The organism is Streptomyces sp. NPDC002754, from assembly GCF_053592315.1.
Window position 1 is genome coordinate 1 of sequence record NZ_JBSFVM010000014.1, and the last position, 25,538, is coordinate 25,538.

Annotated in this window: 21 protein-coding genes; 14 read left to right on the forward strand and 7 right to left on the reverse strand. The window is 69.9% G+C overall.

Annotated elements, in window-relative coordinates; all coding sequences use genetic code 11:
• Positions 1-326: 326 nt before the first annotated feature.
• The 6 genes from ACWD2L_RS25220 to ACWD2L_RS25245 all read left to right on the forward strand — a co-directional run bounded on the left by ACWD2L_RS25220 (position 327) and on the right by ACWD2L_RS25245 (position 6,670).
• On the forward strand, positions 327-1,628 hold the full coding sequence (locus ACWD2L_RS25220) for an ABC transporter substrate-binding protein (protein ID WP_351343149.1): 1,302 nt from the start codon (positions 327-329) through the stop codon (positions 1,626-1,628).
• 66 nt (positions 1,629-1,694) lie between these two features.
• Complete coding sequence (locus tag ACWD2L_RS25225; protein ID WP_351343147.1) at positions 1,695-2,663, forward strand: carbohydrate ABC transporter permease; 969 nt, start codon at positions 1,695-1,697, stop codon at positions 2,661-2,663.
• A 2-nt stretch (positions 2,664-2,665) separates the two neighbouring features.
• Positions 2,666-3,517 carry a carbohydrate ABC transporter permease gene (locus ACWD2L_RS25230; protein ID WP_351343145.1) on the forward strand — a complete coding sequence of 284 codons (852 nt, stop codon included), beginning with the start codon at positions 2,666-2,668 and terminating at the stop codon, positions 3,515-3,517.
• Positions 3,514-4,134, forward strand: coding sequence for a hypothetical protein (locus ACWD2L_RS25235; protein ID WP_351343143.1), 621 nt, complete (start codon positions 3,514-3,516; stop codon positions 4,132-4,134). The genes ACWD2L_RS25230 and ACWD2L_RS25235 overlap by 4 nt, the downstream gene beginning before the upstream one ends.
• A 149-nt stretch (positions 4,135-4,283) precedes the next feature.
• Positions 4,284-5,342, forward strand: a complete 1,059-nt coding sequence (locus tag ACWD2L_RS25240) for a LacI family DNA-binding transcriptional regulator (protein WP_351343142.1) — start codon at positions 4,284-4,286, stop codon at positions 5,340-5,342.
• Positions 5,343-5,347: 5 nt separating this feature from the next.
• The gene (locus ACWD2L_RS25245; RefSeq protein WP_351343140.1) at positions 5,348-6,670 is read left to right on the forward strand and encodes a Gfo/Idh/MocA family oxidoreductase; all 1,323 of its coding nucleotides are present in this window, start codon (positions 5,348-5,350) and stop codon (positions 6,668-6,670) included.
• Between the two features lie 124 nt (positions 6,671-6,794).
• Here ACWD2L_RS25245 and ACWD2L_RS25250 read toward each other — a convergent pair whose 3' ends face one another.
• The 4 genes from ACWD2L_RS25250 to iolB all read right to left on the reverse strand — a co-directional run bounded on the left by ACWD2L_RS25250 (position 6,795) and on the right by iolB (position 12,780).
• On the reverse strand, positions 6,795-8,186 hold the full coding sequence (locus ACWD2L_RS25250) for an APC family permease (RefSeq protein ID WP_351343138.1): 1,392 nt from the start codon (positions 8,184-8,186) through the stop codon (positions 6,795-6,797).
• A gap of 322 nt (positions 8,187-8,508) precedes the next feature.
• Positions 8,509-10,017 (reverse strand): CoA-acylating methylmalonate-semialdehyde dehydrogenase, encoded by a 1,509-nt coding sequence (locus ACWD2L_RS25255; RefSeq protein WP_351343136.1) that lies wholly within the window; start codon positions 10,015-10,017, stop codon positions 8,509-8,511.
• 31 nt (positions 10,018-10,048) lie between these two features.
• Entirely contained in the window at positions 10,049-11,965 is a 1,917-nt protein-coding gene (iolD, locus tag ACWD2L_RS25260; protein ID WP_351343135.1) for a 3D-(3,5/4)-trihydroxycyclohexane-1,2-dione acylhydrolase (decyclizing), read from the reverse strand.
• The gene (iolB, locus tag ACWD2L_RS25265; protein WP_351343133.1) at positions 11,962-12,780 is read right to left on the reverse strand and encodes a 5-deoxy-glucuronate isomerase; all 819 of its coding nucleotides are present in this window, start codon (positions 12,778-12,780) and stop codon (positions 11,962-11,964) included. The genes iolD and iolB overlap by 4 nt, the downstream gene beginning before the upstream one ends.
• A 366-nt stretch (positions 12,781-13,146) precedes the next feature.
• On the opposite strand from iolB, the gene ACWD2L_RS25270 reads away from it, so the two are divergent.
• The 3 genes from ACWD2L_RS25270 (at position 13,147) to ACWD2L_RS25280 (ending at position 14,782) form a co-directional block, all read left to right on the forward strand.
• Positions 13,147-13,344 carry a helix-turn-helix transcriptional regulator gene (locus ACWD2L_RS25270; RefSeq protein ID WP_351343131.1) on the forward strand — a complete coding sequence of 66 codons (198 nt, stop codon included), beginning with the start codon at positions 13,147-13,149 and terminating at the stop codon, positions 13,342-13,344.
• Positions 13,345-13,472: 128 nt separating this feature from the next.
• A complete protein-coding gene (locus ACWD2L_RS25275) occupies positions 13,473-14,420 on the forward strand; it encodes a PrsW family intramembrane metalloprotease (protein ID WP_351343130.1) in 948 nt (315 codons plus the stop codon).
• 53 nt (positions 14,421-14,473) lie between these two features.
• Positions 14,474-14,782: a heavy-metal-associated domain-containing protein gene (locus ACWD2L_RS25280; RefSeq protein ID WP_351343128.1), complete on the forward strand. Its 309-nt coding sequence runs from the start codon at positions 14,474-14,476 to the stop codon at positions 14,780-14,782.
• 567 nt (positions 14,783-15,349) lie between these two features.
• Here ACWD2L_RS25280 and ACWD2L_RS25285 read toward each other — a convergent pair.
• Together ACWD2L_RS25285 and recD2 are read right to left on the reverse strand one after the other, a co-directional pair.
• Positions 15,350-16,660 (reverse strand): citrate synthase, encoded by a 1,311-nt coding sequence (locus ACWD2L_RS25285; protein ID WP_351343126.1) that lies wholly within the window; start codon positions 16,658-16,660, stop codon positions 15,350-15,352.
• Positions 16,661-16,844: 184 nt separating this feature from the next.
• Entirely contained in the window at positions 16,845-19,106 is a 2,262-nt protein-coding gene (gene recD2, locus ACWD2L_RS25290) for an SF1B family DNA helicase RecD2 (protein WP_351343124.1), read from the reverse strand.
• Positions 19,107-19,236: 130 nt separating this feature from the next.
• Here recD2 and ACWD2L_RS25295 point away from each other — a divergent pair, with 130 nt between their 5' ends.
• Entirely contained in the window at positions 19,237-19,449 is a 213-nt protein-coding gene (locus ACWD2L_RS25295) for a DUF4287 domain-containing protein (RefSeq protein WP_351343122.1), read from the forward strand.
• A gap of 80 nt (positions 19,450-19,529) precedes the next feature.
• Positions 19,530-20,219 (forward strand): DUF5701 family protein, encoded by a 690-nt coding sequence (locus tag ACWD2L_RS25300; RefSeq protein WP_351343120.1) that lies wholly within the window; start codon positions 19,530-19,532, stop codon positions 20,217-20,219.
• A 3-nt stretch (positions 20,220-20,222) separates the two neighbouring features.
• Here ACWD2L_RS25300 and ACWD2L_RS25305 read toward each other — a convergent pair whose 3' ends face one another.
• Positions 20,223-20,801, reverse strand: a complete 579-nt coding sequence (locus ACWD2L_RS25305) for a hypothetical protein (protein WP_351343118.1) — start codon at positions 20,799-20,801, stop codon at positions 20,223-20,225.
• A 214-nt stretch (positions 20,802-21,015) separates the two neighbouring features.
• Here ACWD2L_RS25305 and ACWD2L_RS25310 point away from each other — a divergent pair, with 214 nt between their 5' ends.
• The 3 genes from ACWD2L_RS25310 to ACWD2L_RS25320 are packed head-to-tail and all read left to right on the forward strand — an operon-like array spanning position 21,016 to position 25,536.
• The gene (locus ACWD2L_RS25310) at positions 21,016-22,053 is read left to right on the forward strand and encodes a LacI family DNA-binding transcriptional regulator (RefSeq protein WP_351339432.1); all 1,038 of its coding nucleotides are present in this window, start codon (positions 21,016-21,018) and stop codon (positions 22,051-22,053) included.
• A complete protein-coding gene (locus ACWD2L_RS25315; RefSeq protein ID WP_351339430.1) occupies positions 22,050-23,597 on the forward strand; it encodes a sugar ABC transporter ATP-binding protein in 1,548 nt (515 codons plus the stop codon). The genes ACWD2L_RS25310 and ACWD2L_RS25315 overlap by 4 nt, the downstream gene beginning before the upstream one ends.
• Positions 23,578-25,536 (forward strand): ABC transporter permease/substrate-binding protein, encoded by a 1,959-nt coding sequence (locus ACWD2L_RS25320; RefSeq protein WP_451191495.1) that lies wholly within the window; start codon positions 23,578-23,580, stop codon positions 25,534-25,536. Before ACWD2L_RS25315 ends, ACWD2L_RS25320 begins: the two co-directional genes overlap by 20 nt.
• Positions 25,537-25,538: the final 2 nt, after the last annotated feature.

A 25,538-nucleotide genomic window follows, 5' to 3' on the forward strand; every position in this document is an offset into this window, starting at 1 on the left:
CGCCCGCCCGGCCGCCCCGCCCCCCCGCCCGGGGCCCCCCCCCCGCACCCCGCGCCACACCCGCCGGCGGGGCTTGATAAATCAAGCCCCGCCGGCGATTGAGGCGACCACGGTGCGGCCCAGCGGAAACGGCGGCGTCGGCCACGGTGCGGCACATACTGCAAGCGCTCGCAGAGATCGTCAAGGGGCCCCGCGCCTGCGGGAGTTGGCGGGAAGGGGCCGTTCCGGAAATCGTCGCGCAACCCATTGACCGACCTGCGAGCGCATGCAACCGTCCCTCCACGAACCGAACCGCTCCCACCGCCGAGCCGCTCGTGGAGGCCCCTATGGGCTATGCCGCCCCCTCCCGTCGCACCGCCCTGTCCGCCCTGCTCGCCTCCGGCCTCGGTGCCGCGCTGACCGGCTGCGGCGGGCCCGCGCGCTCCGTCGGCGCCGGTGGCACCGTGACGCTGCGCTATTTCTTCTGGGGCGACAGTGGCCGGGCCGACCTCATCAACAAGTGCATCGCGGTGTTCGAACGCGAGCATCCCAAGATCAAGGTGAAGTCGAGCTTCGCCGCGTTCGACTCCTTCTGGCCGAAGCTCAGCACCGCCGCCGCAGGCGGCAACCCGCCCGACGTGATGCACGTCGACTACGCCTGGGTCCGCACCCTCGGCGAGCACGGCGTACTCGCCGACCTGGGCCCGCACACCGGATCCGGCAAGGAGATCGACGCCTCGACGGTGATCCCGTCGCTGCGCACCGCCGGCAAGGTCGACGGCCGCCGCGTCGCGCTGCCGCTGGGCGCGAACTGCGTCTCCCTGATGTACGACGCCAAGACGTGGTCCGAGGCCGGTGCCCGCAAGCCGACGGGCCGGATGAGCTGGGACGCGTTCATGGAGCAGTCCCTGAAGGTGACCCGGTACGGCAGACGGCACGGCAGCCCCGTGCAGTACGGCATGGACAACCCCGGGCAGAACTACATGGGCCTGGAGGTCTGGATGCGCCAGCAGGGGCTCCAGATGTGGACCGACAAGGGCACGCTCGGCTTCGACCGGGACGACATGCGCCGCTACCTCACCCTGGTCGACGGCTGGCGCAAGGAGGGCGCGCTCGCGGGCCCCGACGCCGTACTCGAATCGCTGCCCGGCTTCCCCATCTCCACCCGCAGGGCCGCCTCCTACCTGGAGTGGGACAACCAGGTAGGAGGCCGCAGCGACATGCGCGGCAGCACGCTCTCCCTCGGCACGGTCCCCAGCGACACCGGGCGCTCCGGCATCTACGCCAAGCCGGGCATGCTGATCGCCGCGGCCGCGCAGAGTTCGTATCAGAGCGAGAGCGCGCGGTTCATCGACTTCATGGTCAACGACCGGCGGGTGGCGAAGATCCTCGGCACCAACATCGGCATGGCGCCCACCACGAGCCAGCAGGGCGCGGCCGACACCTCCGACCCGAAGGTGCGCCAGGTCCAGGCGTACGAGGAACAGGTCGCCAAGACGCTCGCCGCGACCCCGCCGCCGCCCGCCGACGGCGGCGCGTCCCTCAACGTCTATCTGCAGCGCGTCGCCGAGAAGCTCTTCTACGGAACTGTCTCCGTGGACCAGGCCGTGGATCTCTACTTCGACCAGTCGGAGGTCGTCCTCGCCTGACGGCAGGACCCCGCGCAGGACCTCGCCGCCCCTCTCTCGCCCCTCCCGAACCCGTACGGAGCCCTCATGGCCTCTACGACGACGACCGACGCCGCGATACCCCGCGCACGCCGCGGCGACTCCCCCTCGCCCCCACCGGGAAAGCGCCGCCGGAGCACGAACGACCGCTCCGCGTACGTCTTCCTCACCCCGTGGATGATCGGCGCGGCCGTGCTGACGCTCGGCCCGATGCTGTTCTCGCTCTACATGTCGTTCACGGACTACAACCTGTTCGACGCTCCGCGCTGGATCGGCCTCGACAACTACAAGCGGATCCTGTTCGACGATCCCGAGGTACGCGACACCGTAGGCGTGACGCTGCTCTACGTAGTGGTGGCGACGCCCCTGAAGCTGATCGCGGCGCTCGGCGTGGCCCTCCTGCTGCACACCCGCCGCAAGGGCCGCAACTTCTACCGGGCCGCCTTCTACATGCCGTCCCTGATCGGCGCGAGCGTCGGCGCGGCCATCGTGTGGCGGCTGCTGTTCTCCACCGGCAGCGTCGTCGACCGGTTCCTCGGCGGCTTCGGGATCCACACGGGCGGCTGGATCTCCAACCCCGACTGGTCGTTGATGTCCCTGGTCGCGCTCTCGGTCTGGCAGTTCGGCGCGCCCATGGTGATCTTCCTGGCTGCGCTCCAGCAGATCCCGCGCGATCTGTTCGAGGCGGCGGAGATCGACGGGGCGGGGCCCTGGCGCCGCTTCATCTCGGTCACGGTCCCCATGCTCTCCCCCGTGATCTTCTTCAACCTGGTCCTGGAGATGGTGCACGCCTTCCAGATGTTCAACTCGGCGTTCGTGCTCTCCAACGGAACCGGCGGCCCCGCGGGCTCCACCCACGTCTACTCGATGTACCTGTACGAACTCGGCTTCAACGACTTCCGGATGGGCTACGCGGCGGCCCTGACCTGGGTGCTGCTCCTGGTCGTCGGCGTGATCACCGCGGTGCTCTTCAAGACTTCGGGCCGCTGGGTCCACTACGCGGGCGAGGAGAAGTGACGATGGCCCCGACTACCAGCACGGCCACCACGCGTTCGACCTTGTGGCACGTGGGCGCGATCGCCCTGCTCCTGGTGCTGCTCTATCCGGTGTTCTGGGTGTTCACGGCGTCCGTGAAGCCCGCCGACGAGATCATCTCCAGCTTCAACCTGCTGCCATCGAAGCTGAGTTGGAGCGGATTCGGCACGGCGCTCGAAGGGATCGCCGAGGTTCCGGCGTGGCGCTTCTTCAGCAACTCCCTGCTGCTGGCGGTGGGTTCGGTGATCGGCAACGTACTGTCGTGCTCGATCGCCGCGTACGCCTTCGCGCGGCTGCGGTTCCGGGGTCGCGGCCCGATGTTCGCGGTGATGATCGGCACCATCCTGCTGCCGACCCACCTCCTGCTCATCCCGCAGTACACGATGTTCCAGCAGGTCGGCCTGGTCGACACCTACGTGCCGCTGCTCCTCGGCAAGTTCCTCGCCACGGACGCGTTCTTCGTTTTCCTGATGGTGCAGTTCGTACGCAACCTGCCGCGCAGCCTCGACGAGGCGGCGCTGATCGACGGCTGCGGGCACTTCCGAATCTTCGGCCACATCGTGCTTCCGCTGCTGCGGCCCGCACTCATCACCACGGCGATCTTCACCTTCATCTGGTCCTGGAACGACTTCTTCGCGCCGCTGATCTACCTCCAGTCGCCGGAGAAGTACCCGCTGCCGGTGGCGTTGCGCCTGTTCGTCGACTCGACGAGCAGCCAGGACTACGGGGCGATGCTCGGCATGTCGGTCCTCTCGCTGCTCCCGGTGATCGCGTTCTTCGTGGCGTTCCAGCGGCTGCTGATCGAGGGCGCGGCGACCTCCGGGGTGAAGGGATGAGCGAGGCGACTTCGGGGGTGCGGCGCGACACCCCGTACGGCGAGCGGTTCACGCTCTTCGCGGAGGTGCTGTGGATCGGGGTGCTGGTGGCGGCGGGGTCCTTGCTGCTGGTCACGTGGCCGGCGGCGATGGCGGCAGGTTGCGCGGCGGTACGTCGCTGCGTACCGGACGGCCCCTCGCCCGGCACGGCCCGCCGGTTCGTGGCGGACTTCCGCGGGGCGGTGCCGGGTGGGGTGCGGGTCGGCGCGGTCGGCCTGCTCGCCCTCGGCTTCCTGGGCGCGGACCTGCGCCTGGCGGCGGTCGCGGGGGACGTTCCGCTCTTCGGCGTACTGGCGGTGGTGATCGCGGGGGCGGCGGGGGCGGTGGTCGTGTATCAGGTTCGGATGGCGGCGACCTGGTCGCTCACGGGGCGCTGGGCGCGGCCTCTGCGGGATGGCCGGGGGACGTTGATGCTCGGCGGCGCGGTGCTCGTGTCGTCGGTGTGCGTCTGGCAGCTCGTGCTGTTGGCGCCTCTGGTGACGGGTGTGCTGGCGTTGGCCGCGGTGGCAGTCGACCGCCGCAACGCCTCGGGGCTCCGCCCCGAACCCCGCTGGTTCTCGTCCAAAGGCGGGGCTTGATTGTGGCCCAACTATCGCTGACGCGGCTTGATGTGCCGGCATTTCAGGGGCGCGGGGAACTGCGCAAACCACGGCGCGACGGAACCCGCCCACGAATCGGGACCACCCGCGGCGCACGCGCGAAAACGACCACGTGAGGGGAGACCGTCATGCGTAACGACGACCGGCAATCGGGCGGAGCCGCAAGCGCTGAGGAGGTCGCCGCCGACGCCGGCGTCTCCCCCTCCACCGTGAGCCGGTGCTTCGCCTCCCCGCACCAAGTGCGCCCGGAAACAAGGACCCGCGTCCTCGCGGCAGCGGAACGGCTCGGGTACCGCCCCAGCCGCATCGCCAGCTCGCTCGCCCGCGGGCGCACCCGCACGCTCGGGCTCATCGTGCCCGACATCGCCAATCCGTTCTTCGCGGTGATCGTGAAGGCCGTGCAGGCCCGCGCCCGCCGCAAGGACTACGCCGTGTTCCTCGCGGACACCGATGAACACCCCGACGACGAGTACGAGTTGGCGCTCACGCTCGCCCGCCAGGTCGACGGGCTGCTGCTCGTCGCCCCGCGGATGGACGGCGCCCGGCTCGGCGAGGTCGTCCGGCAGGTGCCGAGCGTCGCCGTGAACCGGAGCGTGTCCGGCGTGCCGTCGGTGGTCGCGCCCAGCGAGGACGGACTGCGCCAGGCGGTGGCGCATCTGCACGCGCTCGGCCACCGCCACCTCGCCCTGATCCTGGGGGCCCGCAACTCCTGGTCGAGCGAGCAGCGCGGCCACGCCGTCCGCCACGCCGCCGAGCAACTGGAGCTGAAGGTCACCGAGTTCGGCCCGCACGAGCCCAAGTTCCACACGGGCGCGCAGGTCGCCGACCTGGCGCTGGCCGCGGGCGCCACCGCGATCGTCGCGCACAACGACCTGATGGCGCTCGGCGTGTTGTCCCGCCTCGCCGACCGCGGGGTACGGGTGCCCGACGACGTCAGCGTCGTGGGCGCCGACGACACTCTCCTCGCCACGACGGCCACCCCCGCGCTCACGTCGGTCCGCATCCCGCTCGACGCGCTCGGCGAACGCGCCGTCGACCTGATGCTGCGCCGACTCGACGAACCGGACCGCGTACCCGAAGAGCTCGTCCTGGAAAGCGAGTTGATAGTCCGCCGCTCCACAGGCCCATTCCCCAAGCTCTCAACTGCGTTCGAGCAGGGGAGACCCCATTCGCGAAAGGAATCCTGACCCCCATGAAGCGTGCCGCGATCATCGGTACCGGTCACCGCGCCCAGATGTACACCAGGGCCCTGGCCGCCCGCCCCCACTACGACACAGTCCTCCTCGCGGACCCCAGCCCGACCCGCATCGCCCACCACAACCGGCTGCTCGGCTCGCTCGGCCGCGGGGAGGCGGCCACCTGCGACCCGTCGGACTTCGCGGCAGCCCTGCGTACGCACCGGATCGACGAGGTCGTCGTCACCACCGTCGACGCGACCCACCACACGTACATCAACACGGCGCTCGAAGCGGGCTGCCGGGTGGTGACGGAGAAGCCGATGACCACGGATGCGGAGAAGTGCCGCGCCATTCTCGACACGGTGGGCCGCACCGGCGGCGAGCTGTCCGTGGGCTTCAACTACCGCTACAACCCGGCCCACGAGAAGGTCTGGCAACTCCTCCACGACGGCGCGATCGGCGAGATCCGCTCGGTGCACTTCGAGTGGCTGCTCGACGTGCGGCACGGCGCCGACTACTTCCGCCGCTGGCACCGCGAGAAGCAGCACAGCGGCGGACTGCTCGTGCACAAGTCCGGCCACCACTTCGATCTCGTCAACTGGTGGCTGGGCGCGGCCCCTTCACGCGTGTACGCGGAGGGCGGACTCGTCTTCTACGGCCGCGACAACGGCGAGCGGACCGGCCTTCGCCGCGGCTATGTGCGGGCGCACGGTTCGCAGGAGGCGGCGGGCGACCCGTACGCGATCCATCTCGCCGACGACCCGAACCTCAAGTCCCTCTACGCGGACGCGGAGACGGCCGGCGACTCCGACTACGTCCGCGACCGGAACGTCTTCGGCGACGCCATCGACGTCGAGGACGACCTGTCGGTCCTGGTCCGTTACGACTCCGGGGCCACGATGACGTACCACCTCACGGCGTACTCGCCCTGGGAGGGGTACCGGGTGATGTTCAACGGGACCGGTGGGCGGCTCGAGTTGGAGGTCGAGGAGAACACGTGGCAGTCGCCGACGGTTGCCTCCGGCGGTTCGGCGGGGGCGTCGCACGGCGGGGTGGTCATGGACCGCCCCGGCCGTACGTCGATCCTGCTGCGGCCCCTTTGGGAGGCGCCGCGGGAGATTCCCTACGAGTGGTCGGCGGGGTCCCACGGTGGCGGGGACCTCCGCATGCTGAAGGAACTCTTCGGGCCGGTGGGGGACGGGTCGGACGACGGCGCGGTCCCTGCGGCGGGCAAGGGAGCCACCGCGCGCGACGGAGCCCTCGCCCTCGCGGTCGGCGTCGCCGGAAACGAGTCACTGACAACCGGCCTCCCGATGGAAACCGGCCACCTCTGGTGAACGCCTCGGGGCTCCGCCCCGGCCCCGCGCCTCAAACGCCGGCGGGGCTGTTGTTAAGCCCCTGCGGCGATTGAGCAGTGGGGTCCGGGGCAGAGCCCCGGGAGCGCAACCCCGGCTCGCGGTGTCAGTCCGTCGGGACCGTCACCAGCCACCGCGTCTCCCGCCGCGACCGGAGGTAAAGCGCCCAGTACAGGCTCGCCACCGCCATGATGCCGCCCGTCCACAGCAGGTACTCGACCTCCTGCTCGACGAGGATGTAGATCATCAGGGCGATCAGGACCACGGGGACCCCCGGCCACAACGGCATCCGCCACGCCGGCCGGCCCTTGTGAGCGCCACGGCGGGCGAAGAGCGCGGCCACCGCGACCAGCAGGTACATGCCGGTGACGGAGACGCCCGTCACGCCGTACAGGGTGTCGAGGTTGACGAAGCAGAGCGCCGCGCCGGGGACGCCGACGGCCAGCGTCGCGACCCACGGGGAGCCGAAGCGGCCGAGCCGGGACAGCGCGTTGTTGACCGGCCCCGGCCACGCCTTGTCGCGGGCCGAGGCGAACAGGACGCGGGAGTTCTGGATGACCATGACGATGCCCGCGTTGATGATGGCGAGTGCGACGCACAGCGAGACGAACGTGCCGACCGCCGAGTTCGACCAGGCCACGACCATCGTGCTGATGTCGCCCGAGGTGAGCGCCGTCAGGTCCTTCGCGCCCATGGTGATCGCGACGACCGGGACGAGGATGACGACCGTGGAGATGGCGAGCGTCGCGAGCACCGTGCGGGCCACGGACTTGCGGGGGTTCTCCAGTTCTTCGGAGAGGTAGACGGCCGTGGAGAAGCCCTGCGTGACGAAGAGGGCGATGGCCAGGCCGGAGACGACGAGCATGCCCGTCACCGCGTCCGTGTGGCCGTTCCCGCCCGCGATCTGCATCGAGCCGAGCGAGCCGACGCCGCGCTCGGCGTGCGCGAAGCCGAGGACCGCGACGAGGGCCGCCGCGATGACTTCGAGGGCGAGGAAGATGCCGGTGATCCACGCGTTGGCACGCAGGTCGAGCAGGCCCGCGAGGGTGGACAGCAGCATCACGCCCGCGCCCGCCATCGCCGGGTCGAGGTGGATCACCGGCTCCAGGTAGTCGGCCGTGCCCATCGCGATCACCGGCGGCACGATGAACACGACGAGCAGGGACAGGACGAAGACCAGCCAGCCGGCGAGGCGTCCCGCCAGCGTCGACACCATGGCGTACTCGCCGCCCGCGCTGGGGATGAGGGTGCCCAGCTCCGAGTAGAGGAAGGCCACGCCGATACAGATCAGCGAGCCGACGGCGATGGTGAGCGCGGTCGCGGTGCCGAGGCTGCCGAACAGGTCGGGGACGACAACAAAGAGCGAGGAGGCGGGCGTCACGCAGGACAGCGTGAGCAGGGTGCCTCCGACGACGCCGATGGAACGCTTGAGCTTCTGGGCCTGGGGTGCCGCTTCTGGTGGGGACGGAGGAGCGGCGGGGCGAAGCGTGTCGGTCATGAAGCGAATCCGATCGACTCGTGCGACAGGGCTGCGCCATGCAACCTCGCCGATATCCGAACGTCAACGCCTGTTTTCCTTCGGAATCCGCAGTACGCCTTCCGCCAACTACGCGCGGTGTGCGAGGGGTTCGCAAGAGGTTTGCAAAGGGTGCCGGGATTTACGCAGCGACTCCCGTGGATGACCTTCGTATCGAAGGTATACACGGGAGTCCACTTACGCCGCCCGGTTCATCCCCTACGTACGAGAACCGCAGCCGGAGCGCTGAAGTTCACAGCGAACTGTCCGTACTCCGGACGGCCCGGGAACCTCGGCAGGGTCCTCAGTGGTTGCTCGGGAACCCCAGGTCGACGCCCGAGGGAGCGTCGGCCGGGTCCGGCCAGCGGGTCGTGACGACCTTGCCGCGGGTGTAGAAGTGCGTGCCGTCGTTGCCGTAGATGTGGTGGTCGCCGAAGAGGCTGTCCTTCCAGCCGCCGAAGCTGTGGTAGCCCACCGGGACCGGGATCGGCACGTTGACGCCGACCATGCCGGCCTCGATCTCCAGCTGGAAGCGGCGGGCGGCGCCGCCGTCACGGGTGAAGATCGCCGTGCCGTTGCCGAACGGGGACGCGTTCATGAGGGCCACGCCCTCGTCGTACGTGTCGACGCGCAGCACGCACAGGACCGGGCCGAAGATCTCGTCCTGGTACGCCTTGGCGGACGTCGGGACGTTGTCGAGGAGGGAGAGGCCCACCCAGTGGCCGTTCTCGAAGCCGGGCACCGTGTGGTCGCTGCCGTCGAGGACGACCTCGCAGCCCTCGGCCGCCGCCCCCTTCACATAGGAGGCGACCTTGTCGCGGTGGGCGGCCGTGATGAGCGGGCCCATCTCGGACGTCGGGTCGTTGCCGGGACCGATCTTGATCTTCTCGGCGCGCTCCTTGATCTTCGCGACGAGCTCGTCGGCGATGGAGCCCACCGCGACGACCGCCGAGATCGCCATGCAGCGCTCGCCCGCCGAGCCGTACGCGGCCGAGACCGCGGCGTCGGCGGCCGCGTCCAGATCGGCGTCCGGCAGGACCAGCATGTGGTTCTTGGCGCCGCCGAGGGCCTGCACGCGCTTGCCGTTGGCGGAGGCCGTGGCGTGGATGTGGCGGGCGATCGGCGTCGAGCCCACGAAGGAGATCGCGGCGACGTCCGGGTGCTCCAGTAGGCGGTCGACGGCGACCTTGTCACCGTGGACGACGTTGAAGACGCCGTCGGGCAGACCGGCCTCCGAGAGCAGCTCGGCGATCTTCAGCGACGCCGAGGGGTCCTTCTCGGACGGCTTCAGGATGAAGGTGTTGCCGGTCGCGATGGCGATCGGGAACATCCACATCGGCACCATGGCCGGGAAGTTGAACGGCGTGATGCCGGCGACGACACCCAGCGGCTGCCGGATCGACGCCACGTCGACGCGGCTCGCGACCTGCGTCGACAGCTCGCCCTTCAGCTGCACGTTGATGCCGCAGGCCAGGTCGACGATCTCCAGGCCGCGGGCCACCTCGCCGAGCGCGTCGGAGTGCACCTTGCCGTGCTCGGCGGTGATCAGCTCGGCGATCGCGTCCCGGTTGGCGTCGAGCAGCGCGCGGAACCGGAAGAGGATCTCGGTGCGCTTGGCGAGGGACGACTGCCCCCAGGACGTGTACGCCTCCTTGGCGGTGGCGACGGCCGTGTCCACCTCGTCGACGCTCGCGAAGTCGACGTGCGTGGTGACGGCGCCGGTCGCCGGGTCGGTCACCCGACCGTGATTGCCGGACGCGCCCTCGACGGCCTTGCCGCCGATCCAGTGGTGGACCAACTTCGTGTCAGACATACGGGCAACTCCTGTGACGGCTACGTACTTCTCAGAGGTGGCGACGTCGGCCGGCGGCGTGCCGGTCGTACTTCTCGCGGGCCTCGACCGCGGCGCTGCGCTCCGCCGTCTCGGCCACAGGAACATCCCACCACGCCTGCGCGGGAGGCGGGCCCGACACTGTGTCTGACGTTTCGGTCTCCACGTAGACACATGTGGGGCGCGTGGCATCACGCGCCGCGGCGAGCGCTTCACGCAGGTCACGCACGGTCTTGGCGCGGTGCACCGTCATCCCCAGGCTGGCCGCGTTGGCGGCGAGGTCGACGGGCAGCGGCGCCCCCTCGTACGCGCCCTGCTCCCCCGCGAACCGGTACTGCGTGGCGAAGCCCTCGGCGCCGACGGACGCGGAGAGCCCGCCGATGGACGCGTACCCGTGGTTCTGCAGGATGACGACCTTGACCGGGATGTTCTCCTGGACGGCGGTGACGATCTCCGTCGGCAGCATCAGATACGTGCCGTCTCCGACGAGCGCCCACACGGGCCGGCCTGGCGCGGCGAGCGCGACACCGAGGGCGGCCGGGATCTCGTAGCCCATGCAGGAGTACCCGTACTCGACGTGGTACTGGTCGCGGGAGCGGGCCCGCCACAGCTTGTGGAGATCCCCGGGGAGCGAACCGGCGGCATTGATGAGGATGTCGTCCGCGGTCGCCAACTCGTCGAGTGCGCCGAGCACTTGGGACTGTGTCGGGCGTACGAGTTCGTCCTCGGCGGTGAAGCAGGCGTCGACGCGGTGCTCCCAGCGCTCTTTGTCCTCGGTGTACTCGGCGACGTACGCGGGCTCGGCGCGGTACCCGGCCGCTTCGGAACGCAGGGCGGTCAGCCCCGCGCGGGCGTCGGCGACGAGCGGGTGCGCGGACAGTTTGTGGGCGTCGAAGGCCGCGACGTTCAGGTTCAGGAAGCGGACGTCGGGGTTGGCGAAGAGCGTGCCGGAGGCCGTCGTGAAGTCCGTGTACCGGGTGCCGACGCCGATCACCAGGTCGGCGGTGCGGGCGAGTTCGTTGGCGGTGGCGGTGCCGGTGTGCCCGATGCCGCCGACGTCGGCGGGGTGGTCGTGCAGCAGCGAGCCCTTGCCCGCCTGGGTGGAGGCGACGGGGATGCGGGTGGCGTCGGCGAACTCCTTGAGGGCGGCCTCGGCGGCGCTGTGGTGGACGCCGCCACCGGCGACGAGAAGCGGGCGCCGTGAGCGCTTCAACTCCCTTACGGCATCGGCGAGTTCCTGCATATCCGGCTCGGGGCGGCGCACGGCCCAGATCCGCTCCCGGAAGAACTCCTCCGGCCAGTCGTACGCTTCCGCCTGCACGTCCTGCGGCAGCGCGAGCGTGACGGCGCCGGTGTCGACGGGGTCGGTGAGTACGCGCATGGCCTGGAGCGCGGCCGGGACGAGCCGCTCGGGCCGCTCGATCCGGTCGAAGTACTTCGAGACGGGCCGCAGGCAGTCGTTGACCGACACATCGCCCGCGTACGGCACTTCGAGCTGCTGGAGCACCGGGTCGGCGGGCCGGGCCGCGAACACGTCGCCGGGGAGCAGCAGTACGGGCAGGTGGTTGATGGTCGCGAGGGCGGCGCCGGTGACGAGGTTGGTGGCGCCGGGGCCGATCGAGGTGGTGACGGCGTGCGTGGACAGGCGGTCGCACTGGCGGGCGTAGCCGACGGCGGCGTGCACCATCGCCTGCTCGTTGCGGCCCTGGTGGAAGGGCATGACGGGGGGTGTGGGGGGTGTCCCCCCACTGGGCGCGGTGCCGTACTGGAGGAGCGCCTGGCCGAGCCCGGCCACGTTGCCGTGACCGAAGATGCCCCAGGTGGCGTCGATGAGGCGGTGCCGGGCGCCGTCGCGCTCCGTGTACTGGTTCGCCAGGAAGCGGACGAGGGCCTGGGCGACGGTGAGTCGTACCGTTCGGGTCGTCGTCATCGGTATCCCTCCGTGGCGTGATCGGGATGGAAGCAGATCTTCCACTCCCGCTCGTCCCCCGGTCCCGCCATGACGTTCAGGTAGTACATGGCGTGTCCCGGCTGGGCGATCGACGGGCCGTGCCAGCCGTCGGGCACGAGCACCGTGTCGCCGGTGCGGACCTCGGCGAGGAGGTCGGTGCCGCCGGGCCTCGACGGGGACACGCGCTGGTAGCCGTACCCCTCGGGAGCGCCCTCCCGCCCCTCGATCTCGAAGTAGTAGATCTCCTCGAGCAGCGTCTCCTCGCCCGGCCGGTGCTCGTCGTGCTTGTGCGGCGGGTACGAGGACCAGTTCCCGCCGGGGGTGATCACCTCGACTGCGATGAGCTGATCGCAGTCGAAGGCGTCGGCGGCGGCGAAGTTGCGCACCTGGCGGGCGCTCTGGCCGCCACCCCTGTCCTCGACGGAAACCTCCGGCGCGGGGCCGTAGCGGACGGGGAGTCGTCGACCGCATTTCGCTCCTGCCAGGGCGAACCGGCCTCCCGCACCGGAGGAGATCTCCACGCTGGTGTCGCGCGGTACGTAGGCGAAGTCACTCACCGAACCGAATACGCTGCCCCTGCCCGCCAGTTCGAGGTTCATCCCCTCCGCGCGGACCGAACATCCGCCGGAGAGCGGCAGCACGATCCACTCGCTCTCCCCGGTGTCGAAGGCGTGCCCCTGCCCGGCCGCGAGTTCGAGAATCCGCAGCCCGGCCCGGGACCAGCCGGCCTTGTCGGGATCGACGGACAGGGCGTAGGCCCCGTCGGCGGCGCTACCGCGTGGAAGGTGCGTCATCTCTCTACTCTCCTCCTGGGGGTCGCGCCGAAGGGGATGGAACGATCTCCGTCGCCCCGTCAGATCTAGACCTGCCCGGGCCCCCTGTCAATACTTTGTCCTGACATCCGGACCACACCGTGTCGGTTCGGCGCCCGCCTATCCACTTACGCGCCGGAGCATGCGCCGATGGCGCGCCCCCTTTGCATCATTCGCGTCACAAACGCCCCCATCGCGTCACACATGTCAGGCCTACGCGGGTTCTGCGTCACAGAGGTCCCACAGGCCCTCCCTTCACCACGGGTCACCTCGTTCTCCGGGCACAGGCTGAGTTGATCACGGGCGGCACCCCCGAGCCGCCGTGAGCACCGGCAGGGAGGAGCCACCATGAGCGACCGCAGGCTCTGGTCGTACAAGGACATCGCCGCACACATCCGCGTGCAGCCCGACACCGTCCGCTCGTACCGCAAGCACGGCCTGCTGCCCCCGCCCGACCACGTCGAGTCGGGCAAGCCCTACTGGTACGCCGACACGGTCCGCGCCTGGGTGGCCTCCCGGCCGAGCAACCGGGGCCGCAAGGACTGAACCGGGGCGCCGGGCCGTACGCACGCACGACCCGGCGCCCACACTGCGACCCATCCGCCCCCGCCATAAACTTCGGACAAATCACCCAAGGTGACCGTAAGTTGTCGGCAGGCGGAGGGATCGCAGCAGTGACGCAGCCCCAACAGCCCTTCGGGGCATCCCAGGCCCGGATTCCGCAGCAGTCGCCCCCGCCGGGGCCGCAGATCCGCCCGGGACTCTGGAAGCGCTGCCTGTGGGGCGGCCTGGCGCTGTGGGCGCTGACGGCGATCGTCACGTACGCGACGCAGAACACCACCCTGCTCCCGACGCTCATCATGCTCGGCAGCTTCCTGACCCCGGCGGTCTTCGTGCTCTGGGCGTACGAGCGGCACGGCCGCGACCTGGGCGTGATCCTGATCCTGGGCTGCTTCCTGGTGGGCGGCATCCTCGGCGTCCTCGGGGCGTCGGTGATGGAGTACTACCTCGTACACCCCTCGGTGTGGATGTTCGTGGCCGTCGGCCTGATCGAGGAGGCGGTCAAGCTGCTCGCCCTCATCTACGTACTCCACCGCCACCCGCACATCAGCGGACTGCGCGCGGGACTGGTCCTGGGCGCCACGGTCGGCTTCGGCTTCGCCGCCTTCGAGAGCGCGGGCTACGCGTTCAACGCGGCGATCACCATGAAGGGCATCGACCTGCGGGCCCTCCTGGAGACGGAGGTCCTGCGCGGCCTCCTCGCCCCCTTCGGCCACGGCCTGTGGACGGCGATCTCGGCAGCGGTCCTCCTGTCCTTCCGCCGCCCGGACGGCCGCTACCGCTTCGCGGCCCCGGTGATCGGCACCTACCTGGGCGTCTCGCTCCTGCACGCGCTCTGGGACTCGATGCACGGCATCGCGATCTGGCTGGTCGCCCGGCTGACCACCACGAGCCTGGACCGCGCGCTCTTCGCCGAGGGCTACATCCCGAAGCCGACCGGGACCCAGCAGCACCTCTTCACGCTCTTCTCGGTCGGCGGTCTTGTCATCATCACGCTCCTGGCACTCACCTGGGTGCGCTCACTCGCACGCCGCGATCCTTCTTGGAAGAGTACCCCCTAGGGGTATAGGGTCGAGCGCATCAGAAGACTCACCCCACCACCAAGGAGTACGCCATGAGCAGCGCCCACACCGAGCTCCCCCAGGTCGACAGCGAGCCCGCCGGCTCCTGCTGCGGCGGCGCCTGCCACTCCGACGCCGCACCCCCGACCGCCGAGGGCGCCTTCACCGCCGTGTACGAGGTCAAGGGCATGACGTGCGGCCACTGCGAGGGCGCGGTGGCCGACGAGATCCTGGAGCTCGCCGACGTGGCCTCGGTCCAGGCGAGCGCGGCAACCGGCCAGGTCACGGTCGTCTCCACCGCCCCGCTCGACGAGGAGGCGGTTCGCGCCGCGGTGGACGAGGCGGGCTACGAACTCGTCTGAGATCTGCGCAGATTTATGCAGATACCTGCCGAGAACTCTGGACCTCCACACAATCCACACGGCACAATTGCAGCACTCACCCACAGAGGCCGATATCCACATATCGGATCCCTTGCGCACGCATGGGACATATGCAAGAGACGCAGATCACACCGATCTGAACGTAACCCTTTGCGGCTCTCGTGAGTCTAAGGAGGCGATGCAGGAACGTCTTGGGGGACGTTTCCGCATCGGAGGGACCCGCCTTGGGGGGCGGTCCCGACAGCGTTGGCCGGGGCACGTGCGCCGGGAAGCTTGAGCGGCCCGCCCGGCGGTACGTGTTCCGGCGGCCGACGCACCACAGACCCCCAGGCCGGATCCCGTGGGGGGAATCCGACCCGGGTAAAGGAAAGCGCCCCGACTGTCGGCCCGTGGGGGGACCGACAGCGGGGCGCTCTCTGCTGGCCGCAGTGTGGCCGTGAACTGTTGCGGTGGGGCGGGGTTACGGTTTCGGGGCTCTGCCCCGGACCCCGCGCCTCAATCGCCGGCGAGGCTTAATGTGCCCAACCGGCGCTCGGGGAAGATCAGTCAGCGCCCTTCGACCGGGATGAAGTCGCGTTCGACGACGCCCGTGTAGATCTGGCGCGGGCGGCCGATGCGCGAACCCGGCTCCTTGATCATCTCGTGCCACTGGGCGATCCAGCCCGGAAGCCGGCCGAGGGCGAAGAGGACCGTGAACATCTCGGTCGGGAAGCCCATGGCCCGGTAGATCAGACCGGTGTAGAAGTCGACGTTCGGGTAGAGCTTGCGCTCGACGAAGTACTCGTCGGCCAGCGCGTGCTCCTCCAGCTTCAGCGCGATGTCGAGCAGCTCGTCGGACTTGCCGAGCGCCGAGAGGACATCGTGCGCCGCCGCCTTGATGATCTTCGCCCGCGGGTCGAAGTTCTTGTAGACGCGGTGCCCGAAGCCCATGAGCTTCACGCCGTCTTCCTTGTTCTTCACCTTGCGGATGAACTCGTCGACGTCGCCGCCGGCGGCCTGGATGCCCTCGAGCATCTCCAGGACGGAAGCGTTGGCGCCACCGTGCAGCGGACCCCACAGCGCGGAGATACCGGCGGAGATCGACGCGAACATGTTGGCCTGCGACGAGCCCACCAGGCGCACCGTGGACGTCGAGCAGTTCTGCTCGTGGTCCGCGTGCAGGATGAGCAGCTTCTCGAGGGCGGAGACGACGACCGGGTCCGGCACGTACTCCTGGGCCGGCACCGAGAACGTCATGCGCAGGAAGTTCTCGACGTAGCCGAGGTCGTTGCGCGGGTAGACGAACGGGTGGCCGATCGACTTCTTGTAGGCGTACGCCGCGATCGTCGGCAGCTTCGCGAGGAGCCGGATCGTGGAGAGGTGACGCTGCTGCTCGTCGAACGGGTTGTGGCTGTCCTGGTAGAAGGTGGACAGCGCGGAGACCACGGAGGACAGCATGGCCATCGGGTGGGCGTCCCGCGGGAAGCCGTCGAAGAACCGCTTCACGTCCTCGTGCAGGAGCGTGTGCCCGGTGATCTCGTTCTTGAAGGCGGAGAGCTCGTCGACCGTCGGGAGCTCGCCGTTGATCAGCAGGTAGGCGACCTCGGTGAAGGTCGAGTTCTCGGCCAGCTGCTCGATCGGGTAGCCGCGGTAGCGGAGGATGCCCTCTTCACCGTCGAGATAGGTGATCGCGGATTTGTACGCGGCGGTGTTGCCGTAGCCGCTGTCCAGGGTCACCAGGCCCGTCTGGGCTCGCAGCTTCCCGATGTCGAAGCCCTGGTCGCCCACGGTGCTGTCGATCACCGGGTAGGTGTACTCGTCGTCGCCGTACTGGAGTACTACAGCCTTCTCGTTCTGCTCGCTCACGTCATCCCTCACCGACGTAGTGCCTCTTCTTCGAGGTGCCCTGACTGTCTCTACCTTCCCCCACTTGGACCAGCAGAGTGCACTCGGGGTCGACCATGGGGCCCATTGGCGGCACTCAGTGCCGCCAACTTGCTCATCCTGCCCCCTTCGCCCTGGTTCCGGAAGTCCTTGTGACCTTCGTGACTCATCTGATCGATCAAATCTTTTGGGCAGCGGTGCCCGACAGCCGGAAATTCAGGGCGGTACACCGCCTTCCGGCCGAAATCGTACGCACCGCCTGGCCGATCGCTCTGCGCGAACCGACCAGGACGACGAGCTTCTTGGCGCGCGTGACCGCCGTGTAGAGGAGGTTGCGCTGGAGCATCATCCAGGCCCCCGTCGTGACGGGGATCACCACGCACGGGTACTCGCTGCCCTGGGAGCGGTGGATGGTCACAGCGTAGGCATGGGCCAGCTCGTCCAGCTCGTCGAAGTCATAGGGGACCTCCTCGTCCTCATCGGTGCGGACGGTGAGTCTCTGCTCCTCGGCGTCCAGGGACGTGACGACACCGACCGTGCCGTTGAAGACGCCGTTCGCCCCCTTCTCGTAGTTGTTCCGGATCTGGGTCACCTTGTCCCCCACCCGGAAGACGCGGCCACCGAAGCGCTTCTCGGGCACGTCCGGGCGTCCTGGCGTGATCGCCTGCTGGAGCAGCCCGTTGAGATTGCCCGCCCCGGCGGGGCCGCGGTGCATTGGCGCGAGCACCTGGACGTCGCGCCGCGGGTCGAGGCCGAACGTGGCGGGGATCCGGCGGGCCGCGACGTCGACGGTGAGCCGGCCTGCCTCCTCGGTGTCGTCCTCGACGAAGAGGAAGAAGTCCTTCAGGCCCTGGGTCAGGGGCTGCTGCCCGGAGTTGATGCGGTGGGCGTTCGTGACGACGCCGGACTCCTGGGCCTGCCGGAAGATACGGGTGAGCCGCACCGCAGGCACGGGGCTCTCCTCGGCCAGCATGTCGCGCAGCACCTCCCCCGCCCCGACGCTCGGCAGCTGGTCCACATCGCCCACGAACAGCAGATGCGCCCCGGGCGCCACCGCCTTCGCCAGCTTGTTGGCGAGCAGCAGGTCGAGCATCGAGGCCTCGTCGACCACGACGAGGTCCGCGTCGAGCGGCCGCTCCTTGTCGTACGCGGCGTCCCCGCCCGGCTTCAGCTCCAGGAGGCGGTGCACGGTGGAGGCCTCGGCCCCGGTCAGCTCGGCGAGCCGCTTGGCGGCGCGGCCCGTGGGCGCGGCGAGCACGACCTTGGCGCGCTTGGCGCGGGCCAACTCCACGACGGACCGCACCGTGAACGACTTTCCGCAGCCGGGGCCGCCCGTGAGCACGGCGACCTTCTTGCTGAGCGCGAGCTTGACCGCCTCCTCCTGCTCGGGCGCGAGCTGCGCCCCCGTACGGTCGGCGAGCCACGCGAGTGCCTTGTCCCACGCGACGTCCTGGAAGGCGGGCATCCGGTCGTCCTGTGTGCGCAGCAGTCTGAGCAGCTGGGCGGAGAGGGCGAGCTCGGCCCGGTGGAAGGGGACCAGGTAGATCGCGGTGACCGGCTCGCCGTCCTCGCCCGGCACCGTCTCGCGTACCACGCCGGGTTCGCCGGAATCCTCGTCCGGCAGGGCCAGTTCGGCGAGGCAGTCGATGACGAGGCCGGTGTCGACCTGGAGCAGCTTCACGGCGTCGGCGATGAGCCGCTGCTCGGGCAGGAAGCAGTGCCCCTGGTCGGTGGATTGCGAAAGAGCGTACTGGAGACCGGCCTTGACCCGCTCCGGGCTGTCGTGCGGAATGCCCACGGACTGGGCGATGCGGTCGGCGGTGAGGAAACCGATGCCCCAGACGTCGGAGGCGAGGCGGTACGGCTGGTTCTTCACGACGGAGATCGACGCGTCGCCGAACTTCTTGTAAATGCGCACGGCGATGGACGTGGAGACATCGACGCTCTGCAGGAAGACCATCACCTCCTTGATGGCCTTCTGTTCCTCCCACGCGTCGGCGATCTTCTTCGTCCGCTTGGGGCCGAGCCCCGGCACCTCGATGAGCCGTTTCGGCTCCTGCTCGATGACGTCGAGGGTGTCGAGCCCGAAGTGCTGTGTGATGCGGTCGGCGAAGACCGGTCCGATGCCCTTGACCAGGCCGGATCCGAGGTAGCGGCGGATGCCCTGGATCGTGGCCGGAAGGATTGTCGAGTAATTCTCGACAGTGAATTGCTTGCCGTACTGCGGGTGGGAGCCCCAACGGCCCTCCATCCGCAGCGACTCCCCCACCTGCGCCCCGAGGAGCGCGCCGACGACGGTCAGCAGATCCCCGGCGCCTCTGCCGGTGTCGACCCGGCCGACCGTGTACCCGCTCTCCTCGTTGGCGTACGTGATCCGCTCGAGGACGCCCTCGAGCCGCGCCATCTGCCGTGCCCCGGCAGCCGCCTGCTGCTTCGCCATGATCCGACGGTAGCGGTGGGGTGTGACAACGGACAGGGCCTGTCACGGAGCCGGGCCGACCGATGAGTCCTGCCCCGCCGCGCGGTCATACAGGCGAACATCACACACCCCGGCAGACAGGACCGCGCTCATGACCTCCGTCAAAGGCCCCGCCTCCTACTTCCCCTCCATCGAGAAGAAGTACGGACAGCCCGTCTCCCACTGGCAGAACGCCATCCGTACGTCGCCGCTCACCCAGCACATGGAACTCGTGAACTGGCTCAAGAGCGAGTACGCGCTCGGGCACGGGCACGCCAACGCGCTGGTGGCGTACACGCTCGCCGAGGATCGCGCCGGGCGGTGAGCGAGGAACTCTCGGGTGGGGGCGGACCGTTGGGACCACGGAACACCGCATCCGTGCGCGCCGCGAACCCAAGGAGCTCCGTGACCGAATCCGCCGCAGCATCCCCCACCCCCGCCGCCGGCCTGCCCCCGCTCCCCTCGCCCGCCGCCCAGGCCGAGCGGCTCATCGGGCTCGGGGTGCACGACACGGCGGGGCTCGCCGCCGACGACGTGCGGGCTTTCGCCGAGAAGGCCGCGGCGCAAGACGGTGACGTGCTGCTCGTCGTCCACCCCGACCGGGCGCCCGCATCGGCGCTCGCCCCGCTGCTGCGCCGTGGCGACAAGCCCGGATTCGTCGTCGTCGACATGCCCGACGTGGACCGTTTCACGCCGCTCGGCTCCGTCGACGTGCCCGACGCCCCGCTCTACCTCGTCGCCAGGCCCGACCGCGGGGACGACATGGCCAACTGGAGCCCGGACGAGGCGCTGCCCGCCCTCACCGAGCGGGGCCGTACGCCGCTGCTGCTCACCGAGGGCATCCACTGGCTGCTCCAGCAGCCCGAGGCCCTGGAGCGCAACCGCTGCTTCATGACGATCGGCTCCCGACTGCCCAAGGCCAACGGCACCCTCGACGCCCGCACCCCTGCGATCTGGATCAGCAACGGCACGGGCCGCGACGGCCGTGAGCGCCGCGACGCCCCCAAGGTCGGCTGGTGCTGGGCGGGCAACCGCCACACCTGGCTGGGCTTCGCGTCGACCGCCCGGCGCCGGAGCGGCGACACCCGGCCCTGAGGATCAGATGCCGCCCATCGGCTCCGGGTCGACGCGGATGGGGGTTCCCCACACCCGCACGACCTCGTAGTCCGTGAACTCGTGGACGAGGCGGTACGCCATCGCCGCGTCCGGGCGGCGGCGCTGTGCCGCCAGGTAGAGGTCCGCCTCGTGGCGGTCGTGGCGGGGGGTGCCGCAGAGCTGCCACACCTGCCCGTTCCACATCTCCGGGATCCAGCGCTGCTGGGGCTGCGGGCGGTCCTCGCGGGTGCCGTAGCGGGAGAGCACGGGGCGCTCGTCCGTGGGGCGGCGGGCCGGGCCGGCGTCGCCGGAGATCTGGGAGCGGCGGGCCTTGCGGCGGCGGGTCTCGCAGAACAGGCACAGGTCGGGGGCGGATTCCTCGACCGGGCCGTACGGGTGTTCCTTGCAGCGGGTCGTGGGCTTCTCGCCGGCCACGGCGTCGTCGAGCTGGGCGAGGGCGCGGGTCAGGTCGTCGCGGACCTCGTGCAGCGTGTCGTCCGGGGTGTCGCCGGTGAGCTTCTCGCCGTGCTCGCCGAGCACGCGGAGCGCTCGGCCGAGCGTGGTGAGCTGCGCGTGATTCATGCCCCCACCTTCGCACGCGGCACCGACAATCCCGGTCGCCCGGCAACGTGGTTACGGCCACGGGGCTCCGCCCCGGACCCCCGTGGCCGTAACCACGTCCGCCTCGCCGATCACGATCGCGTCACGACCGCCTCCCGCCCCTTGCCTCCGTCCCGTGTAATCGATTCCAATCCTCCGTGTAATCGATTCCACGTAGCCACAAGGAGGTGGCGCGATGGCCGGTATCAAGGATGTCGCGGCCGCGGCCGGCGTCTCCGTCGCCACGGTGTCTCGCGTTCTGAACAGCCATCCGTCCGTGAGCCCGGACGCCCGCACCCGCGTGCTGGCCGCCGTGGAGTCGCTCGGCTACCGGCCCAACGCGGTGGCCCGCTCACTGCGCACCGCGCAGACCCGCACGCTCGGCCTGGTCATCAGCGACGTGCTGAACCCGTACTTCGGCGAGCTCGCCCGCTCCGTCGAGGAGGAGGCCCGCGGGCTCGGCTACAGCGTGATCATCGGCAACGCCGACGAACGGCCCGAGCTCCAGGACCACCACGTAAGGACCTTGCTCGACCGCCGCATCGACGGGCTGCTCGTCTCCCCCACCGACGGCGCCTCGCCGCTGATGCTCGACGCCGCCCGCGCGGGCACGCCGATGGTCTTCGTCGACCGGTGGATTCCGGGCGTGGACGTCCCCGTCGTGCGGTCCGACGGCCGCGGCGCCGTGCGCGACCTCGTCGCCCACCTGCACGCACTCGGCCACCGCCGGCTCGCCATCATCGCGGGCCCCGCCGTCACCACGACCGGCAGCGAGCGCGTCGACGCCTTCCGTGAGGCCCTCGCCACGTACGCCCTGGAACTCCCCGACGCCTACATAGGGCAGGGCGACTTCCAGGCGGACAGCGGGCGCCGGGTGACCGAGGCCTTCCTCGACCTCGACGAACCGCCACAGGCGGTCTTCGCGGCCGACAACCTCATGGCCCTCGGCGCGCTCGACGCCATCCGCGCGCGCGGCCTGCGCGTCCCGGACGACATCGCGGTCGCCGCGTTCGACGACATCCCGTGGTTCGTGCACACCGATCCGCCCATCACGGCGATCGCCCAGCCGACCAAGGACCTCGGCCGGGCCGCCGTGCGCGCCCTGGTCGACCGCATCGAGGGGCGGGTGCCCGAGTCGGTCACCCTCCCCGCCCACCTCGTCGTACGGCGCTCCTGCGGCGAGACCGGCGAAGCCCCCCACACGCCCACCTCAATGGAGAGGAGCAACGGATGAGCAGCTCCGAAGAGTTGCTGCGTATCGAAGGGATACGGAAGACCTTCCCCGGCGTGGTCGCGCTCGACAGCGTCGACTTCGACCTGTGTCGCGGGGAGGTGCACGTCCTGCTCGGTGAGAACGGGGCCGGAAAGAGCACGCTGATCAAGATGCTCTCCGGTGCCTACACGCCCGACGAGGGCCGTATCACCGTCGGCGGCGAGCAGGTCCGCATCCACGGTGCGCAGGACGCCGAACGGCTCGGGATCGCGACGATCTATCAGGAGTTCAATCTCGTTCCCGATCTGACCGTCGCCGAGAACATCTTCCTGGGGCGCCAGCCGCGCCGCTTCGGTCTCATCGACCGCAAGACGATGGAGAGCGACGCCGAGAAGCTCCTCGCGCGCGTGGGCGTGAATGTCTCGCCACGCGCGCGGGTGCGCGAACTGGGCATCGCCCGGCTCCAGATGGTGGAGATCGCGAAGGCGCTCAGCCTGAACGCGCGCGTGCTCATCATGGACGAGCCGACCGCCGTGCTGACCTCGGAGGAGGTCGAGAAGCTGTTCGTCATCGTGCGGCAGCTGCGCGAGGACGGCGTCGGGGTCGTCTTCATCACGCATCACCTGGAGGAGATCGCCGCTCTCGGTGACCGCGTGACCGTCATCCGGGACGGGCGGAGTGTGGGCCAGGTGCCCGCCTCCACCTCCGAGGACGAGCTCGTCCGCCTCATGGTGGGCCGCTCCATCGACCAGCAGTACCCGCGCGAACGCCCGGCCGGACAGGACACGGCCGGCGCGCTGCTGAAGGTCGAGGGGATGACGCGGGACGGCGTCTTCCACGACGTGAGCTTCGAGGTGCGGGCCGGCGAGGTCGTCGGCATCGCAGGCCTCGTGGGCGCGGGACGCACCGAGGTCGTACGCGCCGTCTTCGGCGCCGATCCGTACGACGCCGGGACCGTCGAGGTCGCCGGGTCGAAGCTCCCCCGGCACGACGTGATCGCCGCGATGGCGGCGGGCGTGGGCCTCGTCCCCGAGGACCGCAAGGGGCAGGGGCTCGTCCTCGACCAGTCGGTGGAGGAGAACCTCGGGCTCGTCACCATGCGGACCGCGACCCGCGCCGGGTTCGTCGACCGGCAGGGCCAGCACGACGCCGCCGAGCGCATCGCGGAGCAACTGGGCGTCCGGATGGCCGGGTTGGGTCAGCACGTGCGCACCCTGTCCGGTGGCAACCAGCAGAAGGTCGTCATCGGCAAATGGCTCCTCGCGGACATCAAGGTGCTGATCCTCGACGAGCCGACGCGCGGCATCGACGTCGGCGCGAAGGTCGAGATCTACCAGCTCATCAACGAGTTGACCGCCGCCGGGCACGCCGTCCTCATGATCTCCAGTGACCTTCCCGAGGTGCTCGGCATGAGCGATCGGGTCCTGGTGATGGCCGGGGGACGTATCGCCGGTGAACTCGCCGCCGACGAAGCAACCCAGGACTCCGTGATGGCGCTCGCCGTCAGCAACCAGCAGCACAGCGCCTTCGAGGAGGAGGGCTCCCGTGACCTCAACAAGCACTGACACGCTCAAGAAGAACCAGGCCAAGAACAGCGGCGGGGGCCTGCTGCGGCTGCTCCTCGACAACGGCGCGCTGACCGCGCTCGTCGTCCTGGTCATCGCCATGTCGCTGATGTCCGGCGACTTCCTGACCACCCAGAACCTGCTGAACGTCGGCGTCCAGGCGGCCGTCACCGCGATCCTCGCGTTCGGTGTCACCTTCGTCATCGTCTCGGCGGGCATCGACCTGTCGGTCGGCTCCGTGGCAGCGCTCTCCGCGACCGTCCTCGCCTGGGCGGCCACCAGCGAGGGCGTGCCGGTCGCGATAGCCGTGCTGCTCGCCGTCGTCACGGGTGTCGCCTGCGGTTTCGTCAACGGACTGCTCATCTCGTACGGCAAGCTCCCGCCGTTCATCGCCACGCTGGCGATGCTGTCGGTCGGTCGCGGTCTGTCGCTGGTGATCTCGCAGGGCTCGCCGATCCCGTTCCCCGGTTCGATCTCCAAGCTCGGTGACACGCTCGGCGGCTGGCTGCCCGTGCCGGTCATCGTGATGATCGTGATCGGGCTGATCACGGCGGTCGTCCTCGGCCGTACGTTCATCGGCCGGTCCATGTACGCGATCGGCGGCAACGAGGAGGCGGCCCGCCTCTCCGGTCTGCGCGTCAAGCGGCAGAAGCTCGTCATCTACGGCCTGTCGGGCCTGTTCGCGGCCGTCGCCGGCATCGTGCTCGCCTCCCGTCTCGCCTCCGCGCAGCCGCAGGCCGCGAACGGCTACGAGCTGGACGCCATCGCCGCCGTCGTCATCGGCGGCGCCTCGCTCGCCGGTGGTACGGGCAAGGCGTCGGGCACGTTCATCGGCGCGCTGATCCTCGCCGTGCTCCGCAACGGCCTCAACCTCCTCTCGGTGTCCGCGTTCTGGCAGCAGGTCGTCATCGGTGTCGTCATCGCGCTCGCCGTGCTGCTCGACACCGCGCGCCGCAAGGCCGGTGCGCAGCCGGCCGCCGCGGGTGCCGGGGCCGGCGGTCCCAAGCAGCGGATGCAGTACGTACTCGCGGCCGTCGTCGCCATCGCGATCGTCGGTGGCCTCGCGGTGTGGAACAACACCGGGGGCTCCGGCGGCAAGAAGGACCTCAAGCTCGGCATGGCCGTGTCCACGCTCAACAACCCGTTCTTCACGGAGATGCGGGCGGGCGCGCAGGCCGAGGCCAAGAAGCAGGGCGTCGAGCTGACCGTCACGGACGCGCAGAACGACGCCTCGCAGCAGGCCAACCAGATGCAGAACTTCACGAGCGAGGGACTCAGCGCCGTCATCGTGAACCCGGTCGACTCCGACGCCGTCGGCCCGTCCGTGCGCACCGCCAACAAGGCCGACATCCCCGTCGTCGCCGCCGACCGCGGCGTCAACAAGGCGAAGGCCGCGACCCTCGTCGCCTCCGACAACGTCGCGGGCGGCAAGCAGGCCGCGAAGGTCATGGCCGACAAGCTGGGCGGCAAGGGGAAGATCGCGGTCCTTCAGGGCCAGGCCGGTACGTCGGCGAGCCGTGAACGCGGGGCCGGCTTCGCCGCCGGGCTCAAGAACTACCCGGGTATCGAGGTCGTCGCCAAGCAGCCCGCGGACTTCGACCGCACCAAGGGCCTGGACGTCATGACGAACATGCTCCAGTCGCACCCCGACGTCGAAGGAGTCTTCGCCGAGAACGACGAGATGGCGCTCGGCGCGATCAAGGCCCTCGGCTCGAAGGCCGGCAAGTCCGTCCCGGTCATCGGCTTCGACGGCACCCCCGACGGCTTCAAGGCCGTCAAGGCGGGCACCCTGTACGCCTCCGTGGCCCAGCAGCCGCGCGAGCTCGGCAGGATGGCCGTGCAGAACGCGATCTCCGCGGCGAAGGACAAGAAGATCTCCTCGGCCGTGAAGGTGCCGGTGAAGGTCGTCACGGCGAAGAACGTCGCCGACTTCAAGTGACG